We start from the raw sequence: 22,862 nt of genomic DNA on the forward strand, positions 1-22,862 counted from the left end.
CGCGTATTTCATAGGACAAGCGTACTGTTAGGCTCGTACGGCGAGGAATTCGGCATCTCACGGCGCCGGATACCCCCTCCGAAGACGCGAGCCGCCGGCACAGCCCCGCCGGCGGCACACCCTCACACATGAGTGGAGCTGACGTGACGAAGATTGATACCTTCGGCGCCAAAGGCACGCTCGAGGTCGGAAGCAACTCCTACGAGATCTTCCGTCTCTCGGCTGTTCCCGGCACCGAGAAGCTGCCCTACGCCCTGAAGGTGCTGGCAGAGAACCTGCTGCGCACCGAGGACGGCGCGAACATCACCGCCGACCACATCCGCGAGATCGCGAACTGGGACCCCTCGGCACAGCCGAGCGTCGAGATCCAGTTCACCCCCGCGCGCGTGATCATGCAGGACTTCACCGGCGTGCCCTGCATCGTCGACCTCGCCACCATGCGTGAGGCCGTCACCGTCCTCGGTGGCGATCCGAGCAAGGTCAACCCGCTCTCGCCCGCCGACATGGTCATCGACCACTCGGTGATCCTCGACGTCTTCGGCCGCGCCGACGCGCTCGAGCGCAACGTCGACCTCGAGTACGAGCGCAACGGCGAGCGTTACCAGTTCCTGCGCTGGGGCCAGGGCGCCTTCGACGACTTCAAGGTCGTCCCCCCGGGCATGGGCATCGTCCACCAGGTCAACATCGAGTACCTGGCCCCCACGGTCATGGTCCGCAACGGCCAGGCCTACCCCGACACCTGTGTCGGCACCGACTCGCACACCACCATGGTCAACGGCCTCGGCGTGCTGGGCTGGGGCGTCGGCGGCATCGAGGCCGAGGCCGCGATGCTCGGCCAGCCCGTCTCCATGCTGATCCCGCGCGTCGTCGGCTTCAAGCTGACCGGTGAGATCAAGCCGGGCGTCACCGCTACCGACGTGGTGCTCACCGTCACCGAGCAGCTGCGTAAGCACGGCGTCGTCGGCAAGTTCGTCGAGTTCTACGGCAAGGGCGTCTCCGAGGTCCCCCTCGCGAACCGCGCCACCCTGGGCAACATGAGCCCCGAGTTCGGTTCCACCGCCGCGATCTTCCCGATCGACGAGGAGACCATCAACTACCTGCGCCTGACCGGCCGCAGCGACGAGCAGCTCGCGCTCGTCGAGGCGTACGCCAAGGAACAGGGCATGTGGCACGACGCCGAGCGCGAGCCGGTGTACTCGGAGTACCTCGAGCTCGATCTGGCCAGCGTCGTGCCCTCGATCGCGGGCCCGAAGCGTCCCCAGGACCGCATCCTGCTCAGCGACTCCAAGAACGCGTTCCGCTCCGACATCGTCAACTACGTCGGCGAAGGTGAGCTCACCGCGCTGGACGAGGGCGTCGACGAGTCCTTCCCGGCCTCGGACTCGACCGCGGTGTCCGCCGCCGCCGCCGACGACACCTACACCCCCGCGCACTCCGCGGCCAACGGTGCCAAGGGTCGGCCCTCCAAGCCGATCGAGGTCGTCGGCGAGGACGGCAACAAGTTCGTCCTCGATCACGGCGCGGTGGTCGTCGCGGGTATCACCTCGTGCACCAACACCTCCAACCCGTCGGTCATGCTCGGCGCCGCCCTGCTCGCCCGCAACGCGGTGGAGAAGGGTCTCGCGACCAAGCCGTGGGTGAAGACCAACATGGCCCCGGGCTCGCAGGTCGTCACCGACTACTACGAGAAGGCCGGCCTGTGGCCCTACCTGGAGAAGCTGGGCTTCTTCGTCGGTGGCTACGGCTGCACCACCTGCATCGGTAACACCGGTCCGCTGCCCGAGGCGATCTCGGCCGCGATCAACGACAACGACCTCTCGGTCACCGCGGTGCTCTCGGGTAACCGCAACTTCGAGGGTCGCATCTCCCCCGACGTGAAGATGAACTACCTGGCCTCCCCGCCGTTGGTCATCGCCTACGCACTCGCGGGCACGATGGACTTCGACTTCGAGACCGACGCGCTCGGCCAGGACACCGACGGCAACGATGTCTTCCTGAAGGACATCTGGCCCTCGGCCCAGGAGATCGACGACACCATCAAGACGTCGATCAGCCAGGACATGTTCCGCAACTCCTACGCCACCATCTTCGACGGTGACAAGCGTTGGCAGGGTCTGGCGACCCCGGAGGGCGACACCTTCGCGTGGGACGAGAAGTCCACCTACGTGCGCAAGGCGCCGTACTTCGACGGCATGTCGATGGATCCCTCCCCCGTCACCGACATCTCCGGCGCTCGCGTGCTGGCGCTGCTGGGCGACTCGGTCACCACCGACCACATCTCCCCGGCGGGCCCGATCAAGCCCGGCACCCCGGCCGCGCAGTACCTCGACGCCAACGGTGTGGCCCGCAAGGACTACAACTCGCTGGGCTCGCGTCGCGGTAACCACGAGGTCATGATCCGTGGCACCTTCGCCAACATCCGGCTGCGCAACCAGCTGCTCGACGACGTCTCGGGTGGTTACACCCGCGACTTCACCCAGGACGGCGGCCCGCAGGCGTTCATCTACGACGCCTCGCAGAACTACCAGGCCGCGGGCATCCCGCTGGTCGTGCTCGGCGGCAAGGAATACGGTTCGGGCTCCTCGCGTGACTGGGCCGCCAAGGGCACCAGCCTGCTGGGCGTGAAGGCCGTCATCACCGAGTCGTTCGAGCGCATCCACCGCTCCAACCTGATCGGCATGGGCGTTGTGCCGCTGCAGTTCCCGGCCGGGCAGTCCGCTGCCTCGCTGGGCCTGACCGGCACCGAGACCTTCGACATCGCGGGGATCACCGCCCTCAACGAGGGTGTCACCCCCGAGACCGTCAAGGTCACCGCCACCGCGGAAGACGGCAAGGTCACCGAGTTCGACGCGGTCGTCCGCATCGACACCCCCGGTGAGGCCGACTACTACCGCAACGGCGGCATCCTGCAGTACGTGCTGCGCAACATGATCCGCGGCTGATTGTTCGACCCGGTGATGCAACGCCGTAAGGTGTTGCGTCACAAGGGCATTCGCTTGCCCCATGAATAATGCGACAGCCCCCGCCTCGGTTCGCCGGGGCGGGGGTCCGTGTATCCGCTAGCTGGAGGAATCATGCCCAAGGTCAGCGACGACCACCTCGCCGCCCGCCGCAGCCAGATCCTCGACGGTGCACGACGCTGCTTCGCCGAATACGGCTACGACGGCGCCACCGTGCGCCGCCTGGAAGAGGCCATCGGCCTGTCCCGCGGCGCGATCTTCCATCATTTCCGCGACAAGGACGCCCTGTTCTTCGCCTTGGCCAAAGACGACGCCGAACGCATGGCCGAAGTCGCCGCCAATCAGGGCCTGGTCCAGGTGATGCGCGATATGCTCGCCCGCCCGGAGGAATTCAACTGGCTGGGCACCCGCCTGGAAATCGCGCGCCGAGTCCGCACCGACCCCGAGTTCCGCGCGGGCTGGACCCAACGCTCGGCCGAACTGACCGCCGCGACCCTGGCCCGCCTCGAGCGCCGCAAAGCAGCGGGCGCCCTCCGAGACGATGTCCCCACCGATGTCCTACTCGGCTACCTCGACTTGGTCCTCGACGGGTTGATCGCCCGCATCGCCTCGGGTCACACCAACGAAAACCTTTCCGCCGTACTGGATCTCGTCGAAGCCTCGGTGCGACGCAAGGAATCCTGAGTCAGGCTCGACGCGGCCATGGAGTAGCCCATGGCCGCCGAGCCCTCGCCGATTGCGCGCGGCGGGAAATTCTCCGGAGGTCATTTCCCCGACCGGGATCGGCGGGTCAGCTCGCCCAACCGCTGAGCAAGGTTCGCGAGATGCGGTCCAGGGCGACACGATCGGCCGGCTTCAGTACCGCCAGCATCGCCGTCTCGTTCTCGGTGTGCGCCACGACCACCGTGTCGACGAGCGCCCTGCCCTGATCGGTGAGCGCCACCCGCACGGCGCGTCGATCCTCGCGATCGGCGACGCGGCGAACCAGGCCTGCCGTTTCGAGTCGGTCGATACGCCCGGTCATCCCCGCCCGCGACAGCATCAAGGTATCGGCGAGCACCGACGGGTTGAGTTCGAAGGGTGCGCCCGAACGACGCAGTGCCGCAAGCACATCGAACTCGCCGCGCTGCAAACCGTGTGCGGTGAACACACTTTCGATCCGCGCCGTGGCGATGTTCATCAGCCTGCCGAGTCTGCCGAAGACCGCCATCGCCTCTAGCTCCAGATCGGGTCGCTCCCGCTGCCACTGCGCCGTGATCGCGTCGACCACATCCGGCTCACGTTCATCCATAGACAGCATTCTATTCGCTGGGATATAGTTCGGTACCGAACTATTAACCGACGAACGGAATGGTCATGACGAACACCCGCGAGATCGCCCTCTGCCTGCCCGAGGACGCCGAGACCCTGGGTACCGAGAATGTGCGCATGCGTCTGCTCACCGACGCGAACGCCAGCGACGGCGCGGTCAGCACGCTCGAAGTCACCATGACCCAGGGCGCCGACGGCGCCGCCCCGCACTTCCACACCCGCTCCGACGAGCTGTTCTACGTCGCCGACGGCGAGCTCCAGGTCATGGCGGGCGACCGCATCCTCACCGTCGGCGCGGGCGGCTCGCTGGTCGTCCCGCGGCAGATGCCGCACGCCTTCGGCGCCACTCCGGACAGCGGCGCGCGCATCCTGATCGCACTGATGCCCGGCGTGCAACGCTTCGAGTACTTCCGCCTGCTCGACCGGCTCCTCCGCGACGACGCCACCCATGACGAATTCGTCGCCGCCCAAGAGGAATTCGACAACCACTTCGTCGACGCGCCCGCCTGGTGGGCCGAGCGCACCGCCCAACGCGGCTGAACCGTCATGCGACCCCCGGTCGCACTGTGGCCGAGATTGCACGCCGATCGGGAACAACGAGTCGGACGTAGCCGGTTATACGCCGTATGACGTTCTCCGTACCGGTCCTCGTCCGCGGCTACGAGCTCGACACCCAGGGCCACCTCAATCACGCCGTCTACCACCAGTACGGCGAGCACGCCCGGTGGGAGCTGATGCGCGCGGCGGGGATCGCGCAGGACAAGTTCATCGCCAGCGGCGTCGGCGCGGTGGTGCTCGAGTCCACCATCAAGTACAAGCGCGAGCTCCGCGGTGGCGACGAGGTCACGGTGACGTGTGCGTTCGACTGGAAGGAAAACGAGAAGGTCTTCCGCTTCCACCACCAGATCATCAAGCTCGACGGTACGGTCGCCGCAGAGATCACCGTCGTGGCGGGCGCGATGGATCTGACGACCCGTCGGCTCGTCGCGAAACCGGCCGAACACTTCCGCGAGCTCGCCGAGAATCCCGAACTGCTCGGACTCTAGAGACCGCACGCGGCGCGGCGGGCGACCTCCGGCACAGACCCGGGGCGCCCGCCGCGTCGTTGTCATATATGTTTGCTGTCGGATTGCCCGTGAGAACACAGTTGCAACATCCGAGTTGTCCGAAATTCTTTCCCGGCAAAGCGATCACGCGCCGCTCGGCGGTTTGCCCGGCGCTCCGCAAATCTCGCGAACCCGCTCGGCATGCCGCCTGTTCACGCTATGATCCGAAGCACCTTTTGGGGTTCTGGCAAATCGCGAGCAGACGAGAAAAGATCGGAGTGAGCGCCCATGACCGACGCCATCCACCTCCCCGCTACCGCGTCGTCCCGAGATCGGGGCCCCGCCTTGCGCGGATTGCTGGTGGCCGAGTCCGATCGCGACATCTCGGTGCGCGTCGACGGCGGAACCTGGACTTTCGACCGCAACGACGTCGTACGACTCACCGAAGACCGCGTGGGCGCGGGTGAACGTCAGGTACGGGTCGATATCCGCCCTGGCGCCACCGCCGATTTCACCCGACGGATGCGCGTCGATCTGGTCGACCGACCGATCACCCTCGCACCGGAACCGTCGGAGGCCCTGGACGACGAGCAGTTGGCCCGCGCCACCCGCAGCTGGGCGACGAAACTGCGCATCGCCGAACGAGGTGGTGCCAGCGGGGCGACGTTCACCTTCCGCGACGGCATCAACTGCGACAGCCTCGACTGAAACGGCGCGGAAGTCATGGAAGGCGCGACCGATGCCGTGCTCATCGTCTCCGAAACCGACGACCTGCACGCCGATGCGCTGGCGTCGACCTTGCGAGAACACCACGGCCTCGACCCGATCCGACTCGACTTGCGCGACTTTCCGTCCGAGACAGGGAGTTTCCGGCTCGACAAAGCGGGCACCAACCGCGCGATGTCGCATATTCACGGTCTCGACGACGTGCGCGCGGTGTGGTGGCGCAGGCCGCACCCGTGCAAAGTTCCCACCGGCGTGCGCGCCGCCGACGACGAGTTCCGCCAGGCCGAGTGCGACGGATTCCTGCAGGGCATGCTGTGGTCGATCCCGGCGTACTGGGTCAACGATCCGGCCGCCGAACGCACCGCCTCGCGCAAGATCGTGCAGCTCGAAACCGCCCAGCGGGCGGGTTTCGCGATCCCGGAGACGCTGATCACCAACGACCCGGACGAGGCGCGCAGTTTCGTCGAATCCCGGTGTGGCCCAGTCGTGTACAAACGCACCGGCACCGGCCGTGGCGAGTTCTCCGAGACGAGGATCATCACCAGTTCCGAGCTGAACCGGCTCGACTCGATCCGTTCGACGCCGACCACGTTCCAGGATTACGTGGAGGCCAGCTGCGATCTGCGGGTGGTGTGGGTCGACGGTGTCGAGTGGAGTGTGCGCATCGATTCACAGTCGGGGGTCGGCCGCATCGATTCCCGTCTCGACACCTCCGTCGCCTTCGCACCGGAACGGCTACCCGCCTCGGTGAGCAAGTCCCTCGCGACCCTGATGGGCGCGCTCGGACTCAGCTTCGGGGTGGTCGACCTCCGCCTCGGCAGCGATGGCGAGTACTACTTCCTCGAGGTGAACCCACAGGGGCAGTTCGCGTACCTCGAGATCAAGACGGGACTGCCGCTGTTCGCCAGCCTGGCGAATCTGCTGGCCCGCGGCGACGGAGCCGTCGCAGGCTGGTAGCGGCTCCGTCGACGACGCCCCGCTCAGTCGGCCGGATTCTTGCGCCGATTGGCGCCGCCGCGCCCACGCAGTTCGACGTGTGACTCGACCAGCACATTGTGGATGAAGCCGTACGAGCGGCCGGTGGACCTGGCCAGGGAGCGAATGGACGCGCCCGCCTCGTACTGCTTCTTCAACTGGGACTGCAACCGGTCGCGGGACTTGCCCGTGACCCGGGTTCCCTTGCCCAATGCGGCCTTGCCGATCGTCGATTTACCCTTGGCCGACCTAGCGGCCTGTCTGGAACTGTCGCTCATGGCTTCCTCCGAGTCGCCGAGCACTTCCTCCAGGCTAGACACTCCACACTCGGTGATCAACGGAAACAGTGATCGAACTCACGCGATCCCCGCGAGTTCCTCCCTGCCACCGCGATTCATGCGCGACACACCGGCCCTGCCGCGCTACCGCCTCCGGGCCCTGACGGATCAAGCGAGATCGATGAGCTCCGCGTACTCCGCCGACCAGTGGTCCTCGGTGCCGTCAGGAAGCAGGATGACCCGCTCCGGGTTGAGCGCCTCGGCCGCGCCGGGATCGTGCGTCACCAGCACCACGGCGCCCGCGTAGGTGCGCAGCGCCTCGAGGACCTGCTCACGCGAGACCGGGTCGAGGTTGTTGGTCGGCTCGTCGAGCAGCAGCACGTTCGCCGCCGAGGACACCAGCCCGGCCAGCGCCAGCCGGGTCTTCTCACCGCCGGACAGCGTGCCGGCCGGCTGGTCGAGCTGCGGACCGGTGAACATGAACGCGCCGAGCAGACTGCGCAGCTCCTGCTCCCCCGCGTCCGGGGAGGCATGGCGGATGTTCTCCCACACCGAGGCCTGGTCGTCGAGAGTGTCGTGCTCCTGGGCGAAGTAGCCGACCTTGAGCCCGCGCCCCTGCTCGACGCCGCCCGCGGTAGGCGTCTCGACACCGGCGAGCAGTTTCAGCATGGTCGTCTTACCGGCGCCGTTGAGCCCGAGCACCACCACGCGACTGCCCTTGTCGACGGCGAAGTTCACGCCGGTGAAGATCTCGAGCGAACCGTAGAGCTTGGTCAGGTCCTTCACCATCAGCGGAGTCTTGCTGCAGGCCGCGGGCTCGGGGAACCGGATGCGGGCGACCTTGTCGCTCACGCGCACGTCGTCGAGGTCGTTGATCAACCGTTCGGCGCGACGCACCATCTGGTGTGCCGCAGCGGCTTTGGTGGCCTTCGCGCCGAGCTTGGCGGCCTGCTGACGCAGCGCACCCGCCTTCTTCTCGGCATTGGCGCGCTCGCGGACGCGGCGCTGCTCGTCGGTGGCGCGCGCGTCGAGGTACTTCTTCCAGCCCATGTTGTAGACGTCGGGCTCACCGCGCACGGCGTCGAGGAACCACACCTTGTTGACCACGTCGCCGAGCAGTTCCACGTCGTGGCTGATCACGATCAGGCCGCCGTCGTGGCTCTGCAGGAACCCGCGCAGCCAGGTGATGGAGTCGGCGTCGAGGTGGTTGGTCGGCTCGTCGAGCAGCAGGATGCGGTCGGAGCGCCCGCCCGAGCCGTCGGAGGCGGAGAACAGGATGCGAGCCAGCTCGATGCGGCGACGCTGACCACCGGAGAGGGTGCGCAGCTGCTGATCGAGGACGCGGTCGGGCAGGCCGAGGCTGTTGCAGATGCGGGCCGCCTCGCTTTCGGCGACGTAGCCACCGAGCGAGGAGAACTGGTCCTCGAGGCGTCCGTACCGGCGAATCGCCTTGTCGCGGGCCGCATCGTCGGCGACCTCGGCCATCTCGACCTGGGCCTTCTCCATATCGCGCAGCAGGATGTCGAGCCCGCGCGCCGAGAGCACCCGGTCTTTGGCGATCACATCGAGATCGCCTTCCTTCGGGTCCTGCGGCAGGTAGCCGATATCGGTGGAACGCGTGATCTTGCCGGCGTATGGCTCACCCTCACCCGCGAGGATGCGCAGGGTGGTGGTCTTCCCGGCACCGTTACGACCGACCAGTCCGATCCGGTCGCCGGACTGCACCCGCAGCGCCGGCCCAGGAGCGGAGAGCAGGGTGCGGACTCCGGCCCGGACCTCCAGGTCGGTCGCCGTGATCACAGAGTTCTCCTCAGAGTAAGACAAACGGGAAAGGCATATCGGCAAGAACCACTTATTTTACCGTCGACACCTCAGGAAGCCGCACCCGGCGCTGCCCGATGTGAGCGTGGTTACTCTCATGCCATGACTACCGATCTCCTTGGCCGTACCGCTCTCGTCACCGGAGCCAGTCGCGGCATCGGCCTCGCGACCGCGGCCGAACTGATGCGCCGGGGCGCGAACGTGCTGATCACCGCGCGTAAACCCGAACCACTGGAGGCAGCCGCCACCGAGCTGCGCGCGCTGGGCCACCAAGGCCAGGTGAGCTTTCTCGCCGGCAACGCGGGCGATGCCGACGCGCGCGCGGAGGCCGTGGAAAGGGCCGTCACCGAGTACGGCTCGCTCGACATCCTGATCAACAACACCGGCATCAACCCCGTCTACGGTCCGCTGATGGACGCCGATCTGGGTGGCGTCAGCAAGATCTTCGATGTGAACGTGGTGGCCTCGCTCGGCTATGTGCAGCAGGCTTACCGCGCGTGGATGGCCGAGCACGGCGGCGCCGTGGTGAACGTGGCCAGCGTCGCGGGTATCCGGTCGTCCGGGGTCATCTCGGCCTACGGCGCGTCGAAGGCGGCGCTGATCCGGCTCACCGAGGAGCTGGCCTGGCAGCTGGGCCCCAAGATCCGTGTCAACGCGGTGGCGCCGGGAGTGGTCAAGACCAAGTTCGCCGACGCGCTGTACTCCGACGACGAGGAGCGTGCCGCGAGCGTGTACCCGATGAAGCGACTCGGCGTGCCCGAGGATGTGGCCCGGCTGATCGCCTTCCTGGTGTCCGACGAGGCCGCGTGGATCACCGGTGATTGCGTGCGGGTCGACGGCGGGTTCCTGTCCACCGGCGGCATCTGACACTCGCAGGGGCGGGCAGCGATTCCGCGTTGCCCGCCCTGCGATGTCTGGTCAGACCGAGGTCTCGCGGCTTCCCGTCGAGACCGAAATACTCTCCTGCGCCCGCGAGTTCTCGCGCGCACCTTCCTCGGCCCGCGCCGCGTCGGCACGCTCGGCCTCGGCTCGGGCCGCTTGCGCCCGCGCCGCCTCCGCCCGCGCGAGTGGATCCGCGACGACGATCTCCTCCGGCCTGGCGGCGAGCGGATCACGCACCACCACTTCACGTTTCGGCGAGCGCGCCGCACCGCTGTCGTCCAGGCCCCACCGGTCGTGCAGGCGACGCAGGAATTCCGGTGCGTACCAGTTCGCGTCGCCGAGCACCTTCATCGTGGCGGGCAGCAGGAACCCGCGCACGAGGGTGGCGTCGACGATCACGGCCAACGGCAGGCCGATGCCGAACGCCTTCATGAAGGTGATGTCGGAGGCCAGGAAGCCGAGGAACACCAGCGAGATGAGGATCGCGGCGGCGGTGACGATGCGCCCGACCCGTTCCAGGCCGAGCGCGACCGCTGTCTCGTTCTTGCCGGTGCGGTCGTATTCCTCCCGAATCCGCGACAGCAGGAACACCTGGTAGTCCATCGCGAGCCCGAAGGCGGCGGCGAACAACATCACCGGGACCGTAGCGGACAGATCCCCGGTGACGGTGAAGCCGAGCACCCCGGACAGGTGCCCGTCCTGGAAGATCCATACCAGCGCACCGAATGTCGCGGTCAGGCTCAGCGCGCTGAGGATCACCGCCAGCACCGGCAGCACCACGCTGCCGGTGAGCGCGAACAGCACGATCAGCATCATGATCGCCACGAAGCCGAGCGCCCACGGCAGTTCGTTCTCGATGGCGGCGACCGAGTCGGCATTGGCCGCGGCCACGCCGCCGACCAGCAGTTCGCTCGGCGTCCGCACCGCGCGCACCTGCTCGACCAGGTCGGCGAGGGCATCGCTGTCGCCGGTGCTCGACACGATCGACAGGTAGACCGCCTTCTCGACCCGGAATCGCGAGTTCGCCGCGGTGGGCTCGAGCAGCAGCCCGCCCTGGGCGTAGCTGCCGGTGGCGGTGTCGACGCGACGGACATTGTCCAGGTCGGACATATCGCGGGCGATGGTGTCGAGTCCCGCGGCGCTGTACGCGCTGTCGGGAAGCACCGCGACGAGTGTGTGCTGGTCGCTCTCGCCGAAGTCGCGCGCGACGATCTCGGTGACCTGACGGGAGTTCATCGATTCCGGCAGCGTGCGTTCGTCCGGGAAACCGAGGTTCACGCCGAGGAACGGCGCGCCGAGCAGGAGCAGCAGCGCGGTGACAGCGAGTCCGATCGAGATCGGCTTACGCATCACGGCGGTGGCGAGCTTGTGCCAGGCGCCCTCCCCCGGCGCGGGGCGCGGGGCACGCAGGAACCACCAGCCGAGCTGACCCTTGTCGATGCGCGTGCCGATCAGCAACAGCGCGGCGGGCAGCACCGTGAGTGAGACCAGCGCGGCCAGCGCCGCGACGACGATGCCCGCGTAGCCCATCGACCGGATCGCCAGCAGCGGGAAGAACAGCAACCCGGCCAGCGCCACCGCGACGGTGAGCGCGGAGAACGCGACGGTGCGACCCGCCGTGCGCAGAGTGGTGGCCACCGCACCGGCCGGGGTGCGGCCTTCGGAGAGTTCGTCGCGGTAGCGGTTGACGATCAACAGGCTGTAATCGATGGCCAGACCGAGGCCGAGCAGCGTCGCCACATTGGTGGCGGTCACCGACAGCGGGGTGAACAGGGTGAGCAACCACAGCGCGCCCATGGTGGTGAGCACGGTGCCGACCGCGACGAGCAGCGGCAGGCTCGCGGCGACCAGACCGCCGAAGACGAACAACAGCGCGATCAGCGTGAGCGGGAAGGCGATGGCCTCACCCTTGGCGATATCGGTCTTGCTCTGCTGCACCGTCTCGTGCATGAGCATGGCGAAGCCGCCCGCCCTGACCTGCAACGATCCCTGTTCGCCCGTCAGCTCTTCGGAGATGGCGGTGACGCGTTCGTCGATCTCGCGTTCGCTGCCGAGCACGCTCGCGACGATCAGGCCCTGCTTGCCGTCGACACTGCGCAGCGCGGGCTGGTGGGAGGTCCAGTACGACATCACCTCGGTGACGCCGGCGCGTTCCTGCAGGTTGGCGACCAATGCCGTTGCCGCCGCGGTGGATTCGGGGTCCTCGACCGAGGACTCGGTCTCCACCAGCAACAGCAGGTTCGGCGGCGCCTGCCCGAACTCCTCGCGCAACACCTCGAGCGCACGGCTGGATTCACTGCCGGAGTCGGTGTATCCGCCGCCCTCCACCCGCTCGAACAGCGTGGCTCCCAGCGCGCCGAGCACCACCGCGAGCACCGCGAAAACGCCGAGCACCCAGCAGCTGCGCCGCCTGGTGAATTCGAACACCGGATTGTCCCCTAACTCGTCACGCCATTGCGCGGCACGCACATCGACGTGTGGGAGCTGGAAATACTTCCGGCCGGTCCGCCTCGTCGGCCCGATCCTGTTGGCGGGTCGGCGCGTTCGCTGAGCGATCGTAGCAACTTCGTGGCGGTACCGCCGGGCCTCCGTCACACCCCTGTTCGTCCCGGTCAGCTACCGGTCTCGGCCACCGCGCCACGACGACGATTCCGATCCCTCCACCGACGGCCGCGGGAGCTGTCCGGGCCGAGCGCGATGAACGCCGAGGAGCCTCTGCCGCACCGTTTCGCGCCGGGGCACCAGCACGCTTCGACTACCGACCGACCGCACCGACGACCGAGGTCATGACAGTGCGGCGCAGAGCCGGAGGCAGGTCGGCGAACAGCGCGCGCATCGCGGCTAGGGTGCCGCGAAGGTCGTCGTGGCCGGACAGATAGCAACGCTGGAGCGGGGCGGGCAAACCGAAGAACACCTCGAAGAACACCGGGACCTCGCCGGGCGGGAGAGCCAGCAGCGCACGCAGTCCCGCGCGACGCAGGGCAGCTACGGCCCGCGCCTGCGGAGTCCACACCGTGCCACCCGTGACCACGGTGTCCGCCGCGGCGAGTGCGGCGGCGACGCTGTATCCGGTCGCGGGATGGATCAGGCCACCGGCGGCACCGAATCGACTACCTCCCGGCTTGCCTCCCTGCACCGGAAAGCGCACTCGCTCAACAGGTTCTGCTCCCGTGAGCGCGATCCCCCGCGCGTGTAACCGATGTTCGAGTCTGCGCCGCAACACCTCCGGCGCGAGCGCTGGCCGGCCCGCGAGGCAGGTCTCCTCGAGGAGCACGGTGTCGGCACCGAGCGGGATGGCGTACAGGAACGACGGCGGGTCGACGGGGTCCGCGCCGTTGTCGAGACGCCAGTCCATGAACAGCGTCGGCTCGAGTCCCGTCCGGGCCACGACTACGCCGTAGGCGGTCTGCTCCGCCCGGCGCGACGACCGAGGCAATCCTCGCGCATCGACCACCTGACCGGTACGGGTCAGCCCACCCGCCGTCCGCACCGATCGCGCCTCCACCTCGACGACCCGGTCCGCGATCACGGTCGCCCCGTCGACCGTCAACGAGGACTGCAGTGCCGCCGTATCGAACACCTGATAGACGCGGTCGATCCGATGCTCGCCCACCGCCCATGCCGTCGGCGCGTCCACCGTCGCCGCCACTACGCCGGGATCGAACCACCCGGGCAATTCATCGGCCCATGCCGCATAGGTCGGCGTCCACACCCGATCCGGATACGGATCGATCACCGTGACATCGCGGCCCGCCGCCAGCGCACGATGAGCAACAGCCCGTCCTGCCGGACCGAGCCCACAGACGATCACTTCCGCACTCACCCGTTGATTGGATCAGACACGACGATTTCAAGCACCGCCGGATCACGGGCCCGCACCTATTCGGGAGCGCTTTCTCACCAGGGCGCTACCTATCGACAATGATGGGTTGCATGAGGTCGATCTGGAAGGGCTCGATCGCTTTCGGGCTGGTGAATGTCCCGGTCAAGGTTTATACCGCGACCGAGGACCACGACATTCGGTTCCATCAGGTCCACGCCAAGGACGGGGGCCGGATCAAATATGACCGGGTCTGTCAGGTGTGCGGCAATTCCGTGCAGTTCGCCGATATCGACAAGGCCTATACCTCGCCGGATGGTGAGCAGGTGGTGCTCACCGACGCCGATTTCTCGAAACTCCCCGCCGCGGAGAAGCACGAGATTCCGGTGCTGGAATTCGTGCCGTCCGATCAGATCGACCCGGTGCTGTTCGAGAAGAGCTACTACCTCGAACCGGATTCCACGACGCCGAAGGCCTATCAGTTGCTGGCGGCGACCCTCGAACGCATCGACAAGACCGCGCTCGTGCATTTCACGCTGCGCCAGAAGACTCGCCTGGCCGCATTGCGCGTGCGTGACGGCGTGCTGGTCCTGCAGACGCTGCTCTGGCCCGACGAGGTGCGCGCCGTGGAATTCCCCTCGCTCGACGAAGCGCCTGCCCCGCGCCCGCAGGAACTGAAGATGGCCGAAACTCTCGTGGAGTCGATGTCGGGCGATTTCGACCCTTCCGAATACACCGACGAATACCAGATCGAACTACAGAAGCTTCTCGACGAGGCCATTGCCAGCGGCACCGGCAAGGTCGAACCCGCCGCCGAAACCGCGCCCGCCGAGCAGGCCGACGCCGAAGTCGTGGATCTGGTCGCCGCGCTGCAACGCAGCCTCGAGGCCAGCGGTCGCCGGGAAGCCGCCCCCGCCGCGCCCGCGAAAAAGGCCGCGAAGAAGGCGGCCAAGAAAGCCGCGCCACGCAAGGCCGCCGCGAGCAAATCCACCGCGTCCAAGACCGCGACCCGCAAGGGCGCGTAGGGCACACTGGCGACCATGGACACCGCCATCGCTGTCGTGCCGATGGGATTGGGACACCTGCGTCAAGTCCTCGACCTCGGCCATCAGGTCTTCGACACCACCATCAAGCCGTACACGTCGTGGTCGCTCACGGCCGTCGCCGAGCACCTCGACAGCCCCGACAACGCCTGCTGGGTGGCCCTGGATTCCGACCGGGTGGTCGGTTTCGTCCTCGGGTCGATGGAGTTCGAGCATCGCGACGACTGGGCGTATCTGGAGTGGATCGCGGTCGCCCCCGATATGCAGGGCCACGGGATCGCGCGGCGGCTGGTGAACGTGTGTTCGGAGGCGCTGTTCGCGCGCGGTGCCCGCCATATCGTCACCGATGTCGAGGACCGCAACAGCGCTTCGGCCGCACTGATGACCAGCAGCGGATTCGTGCCCGCCGCGACCGTCACCCTGCTGGTGCGACCCAACCCCGCCGCCCCGGACGACGACGCCACGCTGCCGCCGATCACCAAACGCGACCTCGTCCGCCGCGGGCGACTCTCGATAGAACGCCCGCTGAGCTGATCCCCGGGGCCGGACACGGCGCAGGATTTGCATTGTCCGCAAGTTAGACGGGCGTCCCACTATTTGCGAGGATTTCGCTCATGGCAAGTCAAACCGTTGTCGGCGGGTCGCGCCGACAGCTTGGATGACCGAGTTCATCTTCTGCGAGCGATTCGGGAGTACAAGTGAAATTCCGTCGGACACTGGCGATCCCAGTGCTGATAGCAACCGCGGCCCTCACCCTGACCGCGTGCGGTTCCGATGACGAGTCGGGCACGGTCGTGCGGATCGGCACCACCGACAAGGACAAGGCTTTCGAGGTCTTCGAACAGAAGGCGAAAGAGCAGGGCATCACGCTGAAGGTCACCAACTTCTCCGATTACAAGCAGCCGAATACGGCGCTGTCGCAGAAACAGATCGACCTCAACCTGTTCCAGCATCTACAGTTCCTCGGCCAGTACAACGTCGCGAGCTCGGATACGCTCACCCCGATCGGCTCGACCTACATCGTTCCGCTGGGTCTGTACTCGAAGAAGCACAAGGCCCTCGCCGACATCCCGGCCGGCAGTGAGATCGCGATCCCCAACGATCCGACCAACCAGGCGCGCGCGCTGTTCGTACTACAAGCCGCCGGCTTGCTGAAGATCACCGGCACCTCGGTCCAGCCGACCCCCGCCGACATCGACAAGGCGGCCTCCAAGGTACGCGTCACCCCGGTCGACGCCGCCCAGACCGCGCTGTCGCTGCCCTCCGTAGACGGCTCGGTGATCAACAACACCTTCCTCGATCGGTCGGGTGTCGACCCGAAATCGGCGCTGTACAAAGATGATCCGAACAATCCGGCGGCGGAGCCGTATATCAATGTGATCGTCAGCCGCGCCGAGGACAAGACGAATCCGACGTATCTGAAGCTGGTCGAGATCTGGAAGGACCCGGCCGTGGCCACCGCCCACGCCGAGGTCACCAAGGGCACCGCGGTCGCGGTGAACCGTCCCGGCGCCGAGCTCGAACAGATCCTGGACCGGGTGCAGCAGGGCATCCGCACGACCAAGTGAGTGGACAACCCGCCGCCGTCGAATTTCGTTCCGTCACCAAGGTTTTCGGCAGCGGCGGCGATCGGCACACCGCACTCGAGAATATCGACCTGCGGATCGAATCGGGTGAGATCTTCGGCGTCATCGGCTATTCCGGGGCGGGCAAGTCCACGCTGGTACGGCTGATCAACGCGCTGGACAAGCCGACTTCGGGCACCGTCACGATTTCCGGCACCCCCATCACCGGGGTGCCGGAGTCGGCGGTGCGCACGCTGCGCCGCGATATCGGCATGGTGTTCCAGCAGTTCAACCTGTTCCGATCACGCACTGCCGCGGGCAATATCGAATATCCGCTGAAGGTGGCGGGCTGGAAGCGAGCCGAGCGCAAGGCGCGGGTGGCCGAGCTGCTCGACTTCGTCGGACTCACCGACAAGGCGCGTGCCTACCCCGATCAGCTCTCCGGCGGGCAGAAGCAGCGTGTCGGAATCGCCAGGGCGCTGGCCACCTCGCCCTCGCTGTTGCTGGCCGACGAGGCCACCTCCGCGCTGGACCCGGAAACCACCGGTGAGGTGCTGCGACTGCTGAAGAAGATCAACGCCGAACTCGGGGTGACCATCGTGGTGATCACCCACGAGATGGATGTGATCCGCGCGGTCGCCGACCGGGTGGCGGTGCTCGCCGAAGGCCGGATCGTCGAATTGGCCGCCACCTTCGATGTCTTCGCCGCACCCCAGGCCGCGCCGACGCGCTCCTTCGTGGCGACGGTGCTGCACAACCGGCCCGACGCGACGGAACTGGATCGCTTGCGGGAGCTGCACGGCGGCCGATTGGTGACCGTCGACATCGACGATCACAGCGGAATCGGGGCGGCACTGGCCGCCGCTACCGCCGCCGACGTGCGTTTCGAGATCGTCTACGGCGGGGTGAGCACGTTGCAGGACAAGACATTCGGCAGCGTCACCCTGGCGCTGCACGGGCCCGATGCCGCGCTGGATCGCGTGGTCGCCGACCTGGAACGGAAGGCGGGCTGATGGAGACCAACTGGGAGAAGTTGCGGCCCACGCTGTTCGAGGCGATCGGGACCACGATCTACCTGGTCGGCGTGACGTTCGTTGTCGCGGGCCTGATCGGACTGATACTCGGGACCGCGCTCTACACCACCCGCAAGGGTGGGCTGCTGGCGAACGCGCCGATCTATTTCGTGCTCAATGTGTTCGTCAATGTGGTGCGCCCGATTCCGTTCATCATCCTGCTGGCCGCGCTCGGCCCGGTCACCCTGGAGGTGGTCGGCACTACGATCGGGTCCGAGGCGGCGCTGTTCGTGATGATCGTCGCGGCCTCGTTCGGGATCGCCCGGATCGTGGAGCAGAACCTGGTGACGGTCGATCCCGGCGTGATCGAGGCCGCGCGTGCGGTCGGTGCGGGACCGCTGCGGATCATTTTCACGCTGCTCATCCCGGAAGCGTTGGGGCCGTTGATCCTCGGCTATACCTTCGTGGTGATCTCGATCGTCGATATCTCGGCGATGGCGGGCACGGTGGGTGGCGGCGGACTCGGTGACTTCGCCATCGTCTACGGGTATCAGCAGTTCCAGTGGCAGGTCACGATCGTGGCGGTGCTGATCATCATCGTCGGCGTGCAGGGTGTGCAGTTCTTCGGCAACTGGCTCGCCAGGAAGGTGCTGCGCCGCTGAAATCAGTAGTGGCACGGACCGGATCGGTCCGTGCCACTGCTTTCGGAGATTTCCTAGATGTTGGCCGTACAGGCCGACAGGATGACGCTCGCCGCACGCGGTGAGGCCGAGCCCGGATCCGGGAACGGCGCCGCGCTGATGCCGAGTACATCCACCGCTGAGCGCTCGGCCGCGGCCAGGGAGTGATCCCACGCCCAGCCGAAGCGGTAGTCCGCGCCCTGCGCCACCGCACCGCAGGCATTGCGGAACTCGACGACGACCTGGCAGTCGCGCACACCGCACTCATCGAGCGCGGCCTGGCTCGCCGCCGCCCAGCTGCCGTAATTCACCGCCGAGGCCACCACGGCCTGGCCCGCCGACAAGGCAAGCGCCCCATAGAGGTCGCCCGCCGCGGCCTGGAAGCCACCATCGCGCGACACCGCCGTGTACCCCGGCACCTCGGCGATCGCCACACCGCTGGCCCCCGCGGAAGCAGCCCCCGCGTTCACCACGGTGAACGCGGCCACCGCGGACATGGCAGCCACACCGAGGGCATATTTGCCCACAACAGACATCAGAGATTCTCCCCGTCGAAATGTCGACTCCGCACCTCGAAGCCGAACCCATCATGAACGGCCCGCCCACTCCCCCGGAAATAGCTTTCCGGCATCGCGACGACAACCATTCGGCGAAACCGGTCATAGCGCCGAAACATAGTCGGCGACAACAGTTCTCGCGTGTCGTGACGCCCGATTCCTCCCGAACCGCTCGTCCGCCACAGCGTAACAACACCCTCCGACAAGTAGCGGCGGGCCGAAACCCCTACTGGCGAACCAACTCCTCCCTCGCCCGCATCAACGCGAATCCGAGCAGGTTGAGCCCCCGCCACCGCAGCGGATCTGTCGCACCCGGATCGTCGGCCGCCAACCCGATCCCCCAGATCCGGTCCACCGGACTGGCTTCGACGAGCACTCGCGATCCGGTACCGACCAGATATCGCCGCAGCGCGTCATCCTGGCCGAACTCGGCCACACTCCCCGCGACCACGATGTCGAACCGCGCGCGCTCCCACACGTTGTCGTCGAAGTTCCGAATCTGCCTGCCGAGCTTCTTCGCCTGACCCAGGCGCTGTCCACTCGGGTGGTCGGGTCAGGCCGTGCGGATGCCGTCCAGGTCGGGGTAGGGGTGAGGGGCGGGGCGGCGGGGGATTCGGGTTTCGGCGACGGTGGATCGGTCGCCGGCGCCGGTGTGGAAGCTGCGGGCGATCATCGAGGAGCGCAGCTGCCACAGGCCCGAGGACTGGGCCGGGTCGAGGCCGGTGAGTTGGGCTACTCGGCGCAGGCGGTAATCGACGGTGTTGGTGTGGATGTGCAGCAGGCGAGCGGTGCGCTGGCGGTTCATGTTGTTGGCGATGTGCACGCGCAGGGTTTCGTAGAGCTCGGGGTGGTTGTCGAGGGGAGCGAGCAGCTCGCCGAGACGGGCGCGGCCGGGGCCGGGGCGAGTGAGCTGGTATTCCAAGGCCAGGTCACCGAAGCGGTAGAGGCCGGGGGTGCTGTCGAGACGCTCCACCATGTCCAGCAGTTCGTGGGCACGCTGTGCCGCGTCGGGGATCTCCTCGGTCGTGGCGGGCACCAGCGCCGCCGTGACGTCGACGTGCGCGGCCCGCGACAGCACCTCGACCAGCGCGTCGAGCTGGTCGTCGACCAACAGATCGGCCGGGATCAGCAGGGTACCGCCGTCGACCGACAGCAGTGACAGCACCTGCTCACCACATCGGTGCGCCAGCGCCGTTTGTACCCGCCGCAGCTTACGCCGCGCCACCACCGCGCCGTTCACCCGCGGATCGCGCTCGTCGGGATGCTGCCCGATCGACAGGGCGAGTACCGAATACGCGTCGGCGACGGTGATGCCGACCTCGCGCGCCATGGTGACGGTCGACTGGCCGGCCAGCAGAGCCGAGGTGAGAGTGTGCACGGCCGTGTGATGCTCACCGACCGCCTCGCGATGCTCGCGGATATAGGAGCGGGTCACGGTGGTACACAGCAGGTCCGAGATCTCGACCACCCGCCGGAAGCCGTGGATCAGGCTCGCCCGGTCGGCGTCGGCTACCTCGTCGTAGACCGCGTCGAAGGAGAGCCGGAAACCCTCGTGGAAGGCGTGCAGGATCGTGTCGATCGGCACGCCTTCGCGCGCCCACCCCGCCGCCGCAACCGCGAGCCGGTTCAGTTTCACTTCCTCGTCGCGGCCGTCCAGCATTCCGCCGACGATTTCCAGACACATCCGGGTGACCGAGGTGACATCGCCGGAGATCACATCGCCGGGTAGCGTCCGGCAGGTCGCGACATTGTCGACGAAGTGGCCCACCAATCGGCTGGTCATCGTCCGCACATCACGCAAGGGTTGCCACAGGGCCGTCTCGTCCAGTGAGATCGTCATCGTCGACTCCTCCTTCTACACCCCGGCGCCGCCGGTAGTGGTTGTGCCTCCGTCGTGTTGGCCCATGTGATGGCCCGCACTTCGGTTTCTCTGTGATCATGACTGTAGGGTGAGCGACAGCTCACCTTCTACTCTTCTTTCCGTCGAGGTCCGAAAATGCCCCCGCAAGCCGATAAGCAGCGTAAACGACCCAAGCAAGACCGTGCGAAGGAAACCAGAACCCGCATTCTCACGGTGTCCGCTCATCTTTTCGGCACCCGCGGGATCGGCAACACATCGACCAATCGGATCGCGACCGAGGCGGGCATGAGCATCGGCACGCTCTACCGGTATTTCAACGATCGCGACGAGATCGTCAAAGAGCTCAACGACAGCCTGTTTCTGCAGGTAGAGGAGCGCTACAGCCAGCTGCTGACCGCTAGCGCGAACCAATCCCCCCGCGATGCCGTGGTCGACCTGATCCGCTCGGCCGTGGACATCCTCGTCGCGAACGGGCCGCTCGTGCGGGCCCTGGTCGCCGATCTACAGTTCCACGGCAGCGGCATCCCCGAATTCGAACCCCGACTGCGGATGCTCATCAAGCTCTACATCCTCCAGATCATCGGCCCGATCAAGCACGTCGACATCGACGTGATGGCCTTCGTCGTACTCAACGCCGGTTTCGCCACCGCGTTGCGTTCGGTCGAGTTGGACGACGTCGAACTCGAGGCCATCATCGCCGGCACTGCCGACATGATCAGCGCCTGGATCGACGCCGTCTCCGCAGCTGAAAACGCCTAGTACACAACGAAACGGGCCCGAACCCTTCGAGAGGATTCAGGCCCGTTCGCTACGCGATTGATCAGCGCGCGTTCACCGTGCAGATCGCGTCGACAACGTGGGCACCGCTCAGGTTCGCCGAGCCGGTGTTGGCCAGCACCGCGGTCGGCGTCCACGTCGACAGCTGGTCGAAGGCCTTGCGCTCGGCCTCTGCCCGATTCGCACCCGACGCCCACGCGAGGGCCTTGTTGCTCTCGACCAGGACGCCACAGCCGTTGGCCCAGGTCAGCACAGCTTGGCAATCCGCCAAGTAGCAGTCGGCGACGGCGGCGGACTCGGCGGACTCGACGTCGGCCTGGTTGACACTGGTGCCATAGATCGCTTGGCCGTCGCTCACAGCGATCGATGCCCACTGGTCGCCCGCCGCGCTTGCCGAACCGGCGCCGAACACCGACCCGGCCGCAAGACCCAGCGCCGCAACGGCGAAGCCGGCCTTACCCATGAAACTCATTCGAAAGATCTCCTCTGACAACAGTTCCGAAAGTCCGGAACCTTCAAGATCATCACTGATCGCCCGGTCATAGCCAACCGAACCGAGAAAGATCACACTGCGACCTGTCGGCGCATGATCACACCGAAACGCCGAGGGCCCGGATCCATCAAGGATCCGGGCCCGAAAAGCGCAGTGCTACACCGTGAAGCCGAGGGCGCGCAGCTGTTCGCGGCCGTCATCGGTGATCTTGTCCGGGCCCCACGGGGGCATCCAGACCCAGTTGATCTTCAGGTCCTCGACCAGACCGCTGCGCACCAGCGCGTTGCGGGACTGGTCCTCGATGACGTCGGTCAGCGGACAGGCCGCCGAGGTGAGCGTCATGTCGAGGGTGCAGATGTTCTCCGCGTCGACCGAAAGGCCGTAGACCAGGCCGAGATCGACGACATTGATGCCGAGTTCGGGGTCGACGACGTCACGCATCGCCTCTTCGAGGTCTTCGACGTGCTGGATCTGTTCGGCCGTCAACTCGACCTCGACAGCCTCGACGGCTTTGTCGACCTCGACTGCCTCGGCGGCTTCCGGGATCTGTGCGGTATCGGTGCTCTCACTCATGTGGCAGACTCCCCATTTCCCATCGGTGCCTTGGTTTCCTCGGCCGAACTGATCTGCACGACAGCGTCTTTGAACGCCATCCACCCGAGCAGCGCGCACTTGACCCGCGCCGGGTATTTGCTGACACCGGCGAGGGCGATGCCGTCGCCGATCATGTCCTCGTCGCCTTCGACGGTGCCGCGGCTGGAGATCATCTCGCTGAACGAGTCGACGACCTTCAGCGCCTGCTGCACCGGCAGCCCGATCACCTGATCGGTGAGGATCGACGTGGCGGCCTGGCTGATCGAGCAGCCCTGGCCGTCGTAGGAGACGTCGGCGACCTCGCCGGCGTCGTCGATCTGCACCCGCATCGTCACTTCGTCACCGCAGGTCGGGTTCACGTGGTGCACCTGCGCACCGAACGGTTCCCGCAGCCCGCGGTGGTGCGGGTGCTTGTAGTGATCCAGGATCACTTCCTGGTACATCTGTTCCATACGCATGA

The 22,862-nt window shown here is 66.8% G+C and carries 24 protein-coding genes; 13 read left to right on the forward strand and 11 right to left on the reverse strand.

From position 1 onward, the window contains the following. Window positions 1–128: 128 nt before the first annotated feature. Window positions 129–2,942: an aconitate hydratase AcnA gene (acnA, locus tag OHS03_RS16445; RefSeq protein ID WP_405147237.1), complete on the forward strand. Its 2,814-nt coding sequence runs from the start codon at window positions 129–131 to the stop codon at window positions 2,940–2,942. A gap of 132 nt (window positions 2,943–3,074) precedes the next feature. After that, window positions 3,075–3,644 carry a TetR/AcrR family transcriptional regulator gene (locus OHS03_RS16450; protein WP_056810327.1) on the forward strand — a complete coding sequence of 190 codons (570 nt, stop codon included), beginning with the start codon at window positions 3,075–3,077 and terminating at the stop codon, window positions 3,642–3,644. Between the two features lie 106 nt (window positions 3,645–3,750). Here the strand turns inward: OHS03_RS16450 and OHS03_RS16455 are convergent, their stop codons facing one another. After that, a complete protein-coding gene (locus OHS03_RS16455; RefSeq protein ID WP_328663790.1) occupies window positions 3,751–4,251 on the reverse strand; it encodes a MarR family winged helix-turn-helix transcriptional regulator in 501 nt (166 codons plus the stop codon). Window positions 4,252–4,316: 65 nt separating this feature from the next. On the opposite strand from OHS03_RS16455, the gene OHS03_RS16460 reads away from it, so the two are divergent. The 4 genes from OHS03_RS16460 to OHS03_RS16475 all read left to right on the forward strand — a co-directional run bounded on the left by OHS03_RS16460 (window position 4,317) and on the right by OHS03_RS16475 (window position 7,000). Next, entirely contained in the window at window positions 4,317–4,811 is a 495-nt protein-coding gene (locus OHS03_RS16460) for a cupin domain-containing protein (RefSeq protein ID WP_407942491.1), read from the forward strand. An 86-nt stretch (window positions 4,812–4,897) separates the two neighbouring features. After that, complete coding sequence (locus tag OHS03_RS16465) at window positions 4,898–5,317, forward strand: acyl-CoA thioesterase (RefSeq protein ID WP_328663794.1); 420 nt, start codon at window positions 4,898–4,900, stop codon at window positions 5,315–5,317. A gap of 288 nt (window positions 5,318–5,605) precedes the next feature. Next, window positions 5,606–6,025 carry a hypothetical protein gene (locus tag OHS03_RS16470; protein ID WP_328663796.1) on the forward strand — a complete coding sequence of 140 codons (420 nt, stop codon included), beginning with the start codon at window positions 5,606–5,608 and terminating at the stop codon, window positions 6,023–6,025. A gap of 15 nt (window positions 6,026–6,040) precedes the next feature. Then, a complete protein-coding gene (locus OHS03_RS16475; protein ID WP_328663797.1) occupies window positions 6,041–7,000 on the forward strand; it encodes an MvdC/MvdD family ATP grasp protein in 960 nt (319 codons plus the stop codon). Window positions 7,001–7,023: 23 nt separating this feature from the next. On the opposite strand, the gene OHS03_RS16480 is transcribed toward OHS03_RS16475, so the two are convergent. Together OHS03_RS16480 and OHS03_RS16485 are read right to left on the reverse strand one after the other, a co-directional pair. Next, window positions 7,024–7,296: a helix-turn-helix domain-containing protein gene (locus OHS03_RS16480; RefSeq protein ID WP_056815384.1), complete on the reverse strand. Its 273-nt coding sequence runs from the start codon at window positions 7,294–7,296 to the stop codon at window positions 7,024–7,026. Between the two features lie 168 nt (window positions 7,297–7,464). After that, complete coding sequence (locus tag OHS03_RS16485; RefSeq protein ID WP_056810334.1) at window positions 7,465–9,096, reverse strand: ABC-F family ATP-binding cassette domain-containing protein; 1,632 nt, start codon at window positions 9,094–9,096, stop codon at window positions 7,465–7,467. A gap of 123 nt (window positions 9,097–9,219) precedes the next feature. Here OHS03_RS16485 and OHS03_RS16490 point away from each other — a divergent pair, with 123 nt between their 5' ends. Then, entirely contained in the window at window positions 9,220–9,984 is a 765-nt protein-coding gene (locus OHS03_RS16490; protein ID WP_328663800.1) for an SDR family oxidoreductase, read from the forward strand. A gap of 51 nt (window positions 9,985–10,035) precedes the next feature. On the opposite strand, the gene OHS03_RS16495 is transcribed toward OHS03_RS16490, so the two are convergent. Further along, window positions 10,036–12,426 carry an MMPL family transporter gene (locus OHS03_RS16495; RefSeq protein WP_328663802.1) on the reverse strand — a complete coding sequence of 797 codons (2,391 nt, stop codon included), beginning with the start codon at window positions 12,424–12,426 and terminating at the stop codon, window positions 10,036–10,038. Window positions 12,427–12,754: 328 nt separating this feature from the next. Then, window positions 12,755–13,822 (reverse strand): lycopene cyclase family protein, encoded by a 1,068-nt coding sequence (locus OHS03_RS16500; RefSeq protein ID WP_328663803.1) that lies wholly within the window; start codon window positions 13,820–13,822, stop codon window positions 12,755–12,757. A 110-nt stretch (window positions 13,823–13,932) separates the two neighbouring features. On the opposite strand from OHS03_RS16500, the gene ku reads away from it, so the two are divergent. The 5 genes from ku (at window position 13,933) to OHS03_RS16525 (ending at window position 18,102) form a co-directional block, all read left to right on the forward strand. Further along, window positions 13,933–14,844, forward strand: coding sequence for a non-homologous end joining protein Ku (gene ku, locus OHS03_RS16505; protein ID WP_328663805.1), 912 nt, complete (start codon window positions 13,933–13,935; stop codon window positions 14,842–14,844). Window positions 14,845–14,859: 15 nt separating this feature from the next. Next, entirely contained in the window at window positions 14,860–15,396 is a 537-nt protein-coding gene (locus tag OHS03_RS16510; RefSeq protein ID WP_328663807.1) for a GNAT family N-acetyltransferase, read from the forward strand. A gap of 164 nt (window positions 15,397–15,560) precedes the next feature. Continuing rightward, window positions 15,561–16,430, forward strand: a complete 870-nt coding sequence (locus OHS03_RS16515) for a MetQ/NlpA family ABC transporter substrate-binding protein (RefSeq protein ID WP_407942492.1) — start codon at window positions 15,561–15,563, stop codon at window positions 16,428–16,430. Beyond that, window positions 16,427–17,440, forward strand: a complete 1,014-nt coding sequence (locus OHS03_RS16520) for a methionine ABC transporter ATP-binding protein (RefSeq protein ID WP_328663812.1) — start codon at window positions 16,427–16,429, stop codon at window positions 17,438–17,440. Before OHS03_RS16515 ends, OHS03_RS16520 begins: the two co-directional genes overlap by 4 nt. Further along, window positions 17,440–18,102 (forward strand): methionine ABC transporter permease, encoded by a 663-nt coding sequence (locus OHS03_RS16525; RefSeq protein WP_328663813.1) that lies wholly within the window; start codon window positions 17,440–17,442, stop codon window positions 18,100–18,102. Before OHS03_RS16520 ends, OHS03_RS16525 begins: the two co-directional genes overlap by 1 nt. A gap of 53 nt (window positions 18,103–18,155) precedes the next feature. On the opposite strand, the gene OHS03_RS16530 is transcribed toward OHS03_RS16525, so the two are convergent. From OHS03_RS16530 to OHS03_RS16540, 3 genes are all read right to left on the reverse strand, one after another. Next, complete coding sequence (locus tag OHS03_RS16530; protein ID WP_328663814.1) at window positions 18,156–18,656, reverse strand: DUF4189 domain-containing protein; 501 nt, start codon at window positions 18,654–18,656, stop codon at window positions 18,156–18,158. Window positions 18,657–18,903: 247 nt separating this feature from the next. Next, window positions 18,904–19,206 carry a riboflavin biosynthesis intermediates N-glycosidase gene (ybiA, locus tag OHS03_RS16535; protein ID WP_328664261.1) on the reverse strand — a complete coding sequence of 101 codons (303 nt, stop codon included), beginning with the start codon at window positions 19,204–19,206 and terminating at the stop codon, window positions 18,904–18,906. 24 nt (window positions 19,207–19,230) lie between these two features. Then, entirely contained in the window at window positions 19,231–20,517 is a 1,287-nt protein-coding gene (locus OHS03_RS16540) for a PucR family transcriptional regulator (protein WP_328663816.1), read from the reverse strand. A gap of 156 nt (window positions 20,518–20,673) precedes the next feature. On the opposite strand from OHS03_RS16540, the gene OHS03_RS16545 reads away from it, so the two are divergent. Next, window positions 20,674–21,297 (forward strand): TetR/AcrR family transcriptional regulator, encoded by a 624-nt coding sequence (locus tag OHS03_RS16545; RefSeq protein WP_056810377.1) that lies wholly within the window; start codon window positions 20,674–20,676, stop codon window positions 21,295–21,297. Between the two features lie 61 nt (window positions 21,298–21,358). On the opposite strand, the gene OHS03_RS16550 is transcribed toward OHS03_RS16545, so the two are convergent. The 3 genes from OHS03_RS16550 to sufU form a co-directional block, all read right to left on the reverse strand. Then, window positions 21,359–21,787 carry a DUF4189 domain-containing protein gene (locus tag OHS03_RS16550; protein WP_328663818.1) on the reverse strand — a complete coding sequence of 143 codons (429 nt, stop codon included), beginning with the start codon at window positions 21,785–21,787 and terminating at the stop codon, window positions 21,359–21,361. Window positions 21,788–21,964: 177 nt separating this feature from the next. After that, the gene (locus OHS03_RS16555) at window positions 21,965–22,381 is read right to left on the reverse strand and encodes a metal-sulfur cluster assembly factor (RefSeq protein WP_056810383.1); all 417 of its coding nucleotides are present in this window, start codon (window positions 22,379–22,381) and stop codon (window positions 21,965–21,967) included. Further along, window positions 22,378–22,860, reverse strand: a complete 483-nt coding sequence (gene sufU / locus OHS03_RS16560) for a Fe-S cluster assembly sulfur transfer protein SufU (RefSeq protein WP_056810385.1) — start codon at window positions 22,858–22,860, stop codon at window positions 22,378–22,380. The genes OHS03_RS16555 and sufU overlap by 4 nt, the downstream gene beginning before the upstream one ends. Window positions 22,861–22,862: the final 2 nt, after the last annotated feature.

Source organism: Nocardia salmonicida, assembly GCF_036142455.1.
In the GTDB taxonomy this organism is placed as follows: Bacteria; Actinomycetota; Actinomycetes; order Mycobacteriales; family Mycobacteriaceae; genus Nocardia; species Nocardia salmonicida.

Bases quoted from the DNA above. Each gene is read 5' to 3' on its own strand.
- acnA (WP_405147237.1), top strand. From the start codon at position 129: ATGAGTGGAGCTGACGTGACGAAGATTGATACCTTCGGCGCCAAAGGC.
- OHS03_RS16450 (WP_056810327.1), top strand. From the start codon at position 3,075: ATGCCCAAGGTCAGCGACGACCACCTCGCCGCCCGCCGCAGCCAGATC.
- OHS03_RS16455 (WP_328663790.1), bottom strand. From the start codon at position 4,251: ATGGATGAACGTGAGCCGGATGTGGTCGACGCGATCACGGCGCAGTGG.
- OHS03_RS16460 (WP_407942491.1), top strand. From the start codon at position 4,317: ATGACGAACACCCGCGAGATCGCCCTCTGCCTGCCCGAGGACGCCGAG.
- OHS03_RS16465 (WP_328663794.1), top strand. From the start codon at position 4,898: ATGACGTTCTCCGTACCGGTCCTCGTCCGCGGCTACGAGCTCGACACC.
- OHS03_RS16470 (WP_328663796.1), top strand. From the start codon at position 5,606: ATGACCGACGCCATCCACCTCCCCGCTACCGCGTCGTCCCGAGATCGG.
- OHS03_RS16475 (WP_328663797.1), top strand. From the start codon at position 6,041: ATGGAAGGCGCGACCGATGCCGTGCTCATCGTCTCCGAAACCGACGAC.
- OHS03_RS16480 (WP_056815384.1), bottom strand. From the start codon at position 7,296: ATGAGCGACAGTTCCAGACAGGCCGCTAGGTCGGCCAAGGGTAAATCG.
- OHS03_RS16490 (WP_328663800.1), top strand. From the start codon at position 9,220: ATGACTACCGATCTCCTTGGCCGTACCGCTCTCGTCACCGGAGCCAGT.
- ku (WP_328663805.1), top strand. From the start codon at position 13,933: ATGAGGTCGATCTGGAAGGGCTCGATCGCTTTCGGGCTGGTGAATGTC.
- OHS03_RS16510 (WP_328663807.1), top strand. From the start codon at position 14,860: ATGGACACCGCCATCGCTGTCGTGCCGATGGGATTGGGACACCTGCGT.
- OHS03_RS16525 (WP_328663813.1), top strand. From the start codon at position 17,440: ATGGAGACCAACTGGGAGAAGTTGCGGCCCACGCTGTTCGAGGCGATC.
- OHS03_RS16530 (WP_328663814.1), bottom strand. From the start codon at position 18,656: ATGTCTGTTGTGGGCAAATATGCCCTCGGTGTGGCTGCCATGTCCGCG.
- OHS03_RS16540 (WP_328663816.1), bottom strand. From the start codon at position 20,517: ATGACGATCTCACTGGACGAGACGGCCCTGTGGCAACCCTTGCGTGAT.
- OHS03_RS16545 (WP_056810377.1), top strand. From the start codon at position 20,674: ATGCCCCCGCAAGCCGATAAGCAGCGTAAACGACCCAAGCAAGACCGT.
- OHS03_RS16550 (WP_328663818.1), bottom strand. From the start codon at position 21,787: ATGAGTTTCATGGGTAAGGCCGGCTTCGCCGTTGCGGCGCTGGGTCTT.
- OHS03_RS16555 (WP_056810383.1), bottom strand. From the start codon at position 22,381: ATGAGTGAGAGCACCGATACCGCACAGATCCCGGAAGCCGCCGAGGCA.
- sufU (WP_056810385.1), bottom strand. From the start codon at position 22,860: ATGCGTATGGAACAGATGTACCAGGAAGTGATCCTGGATCACTACAAG.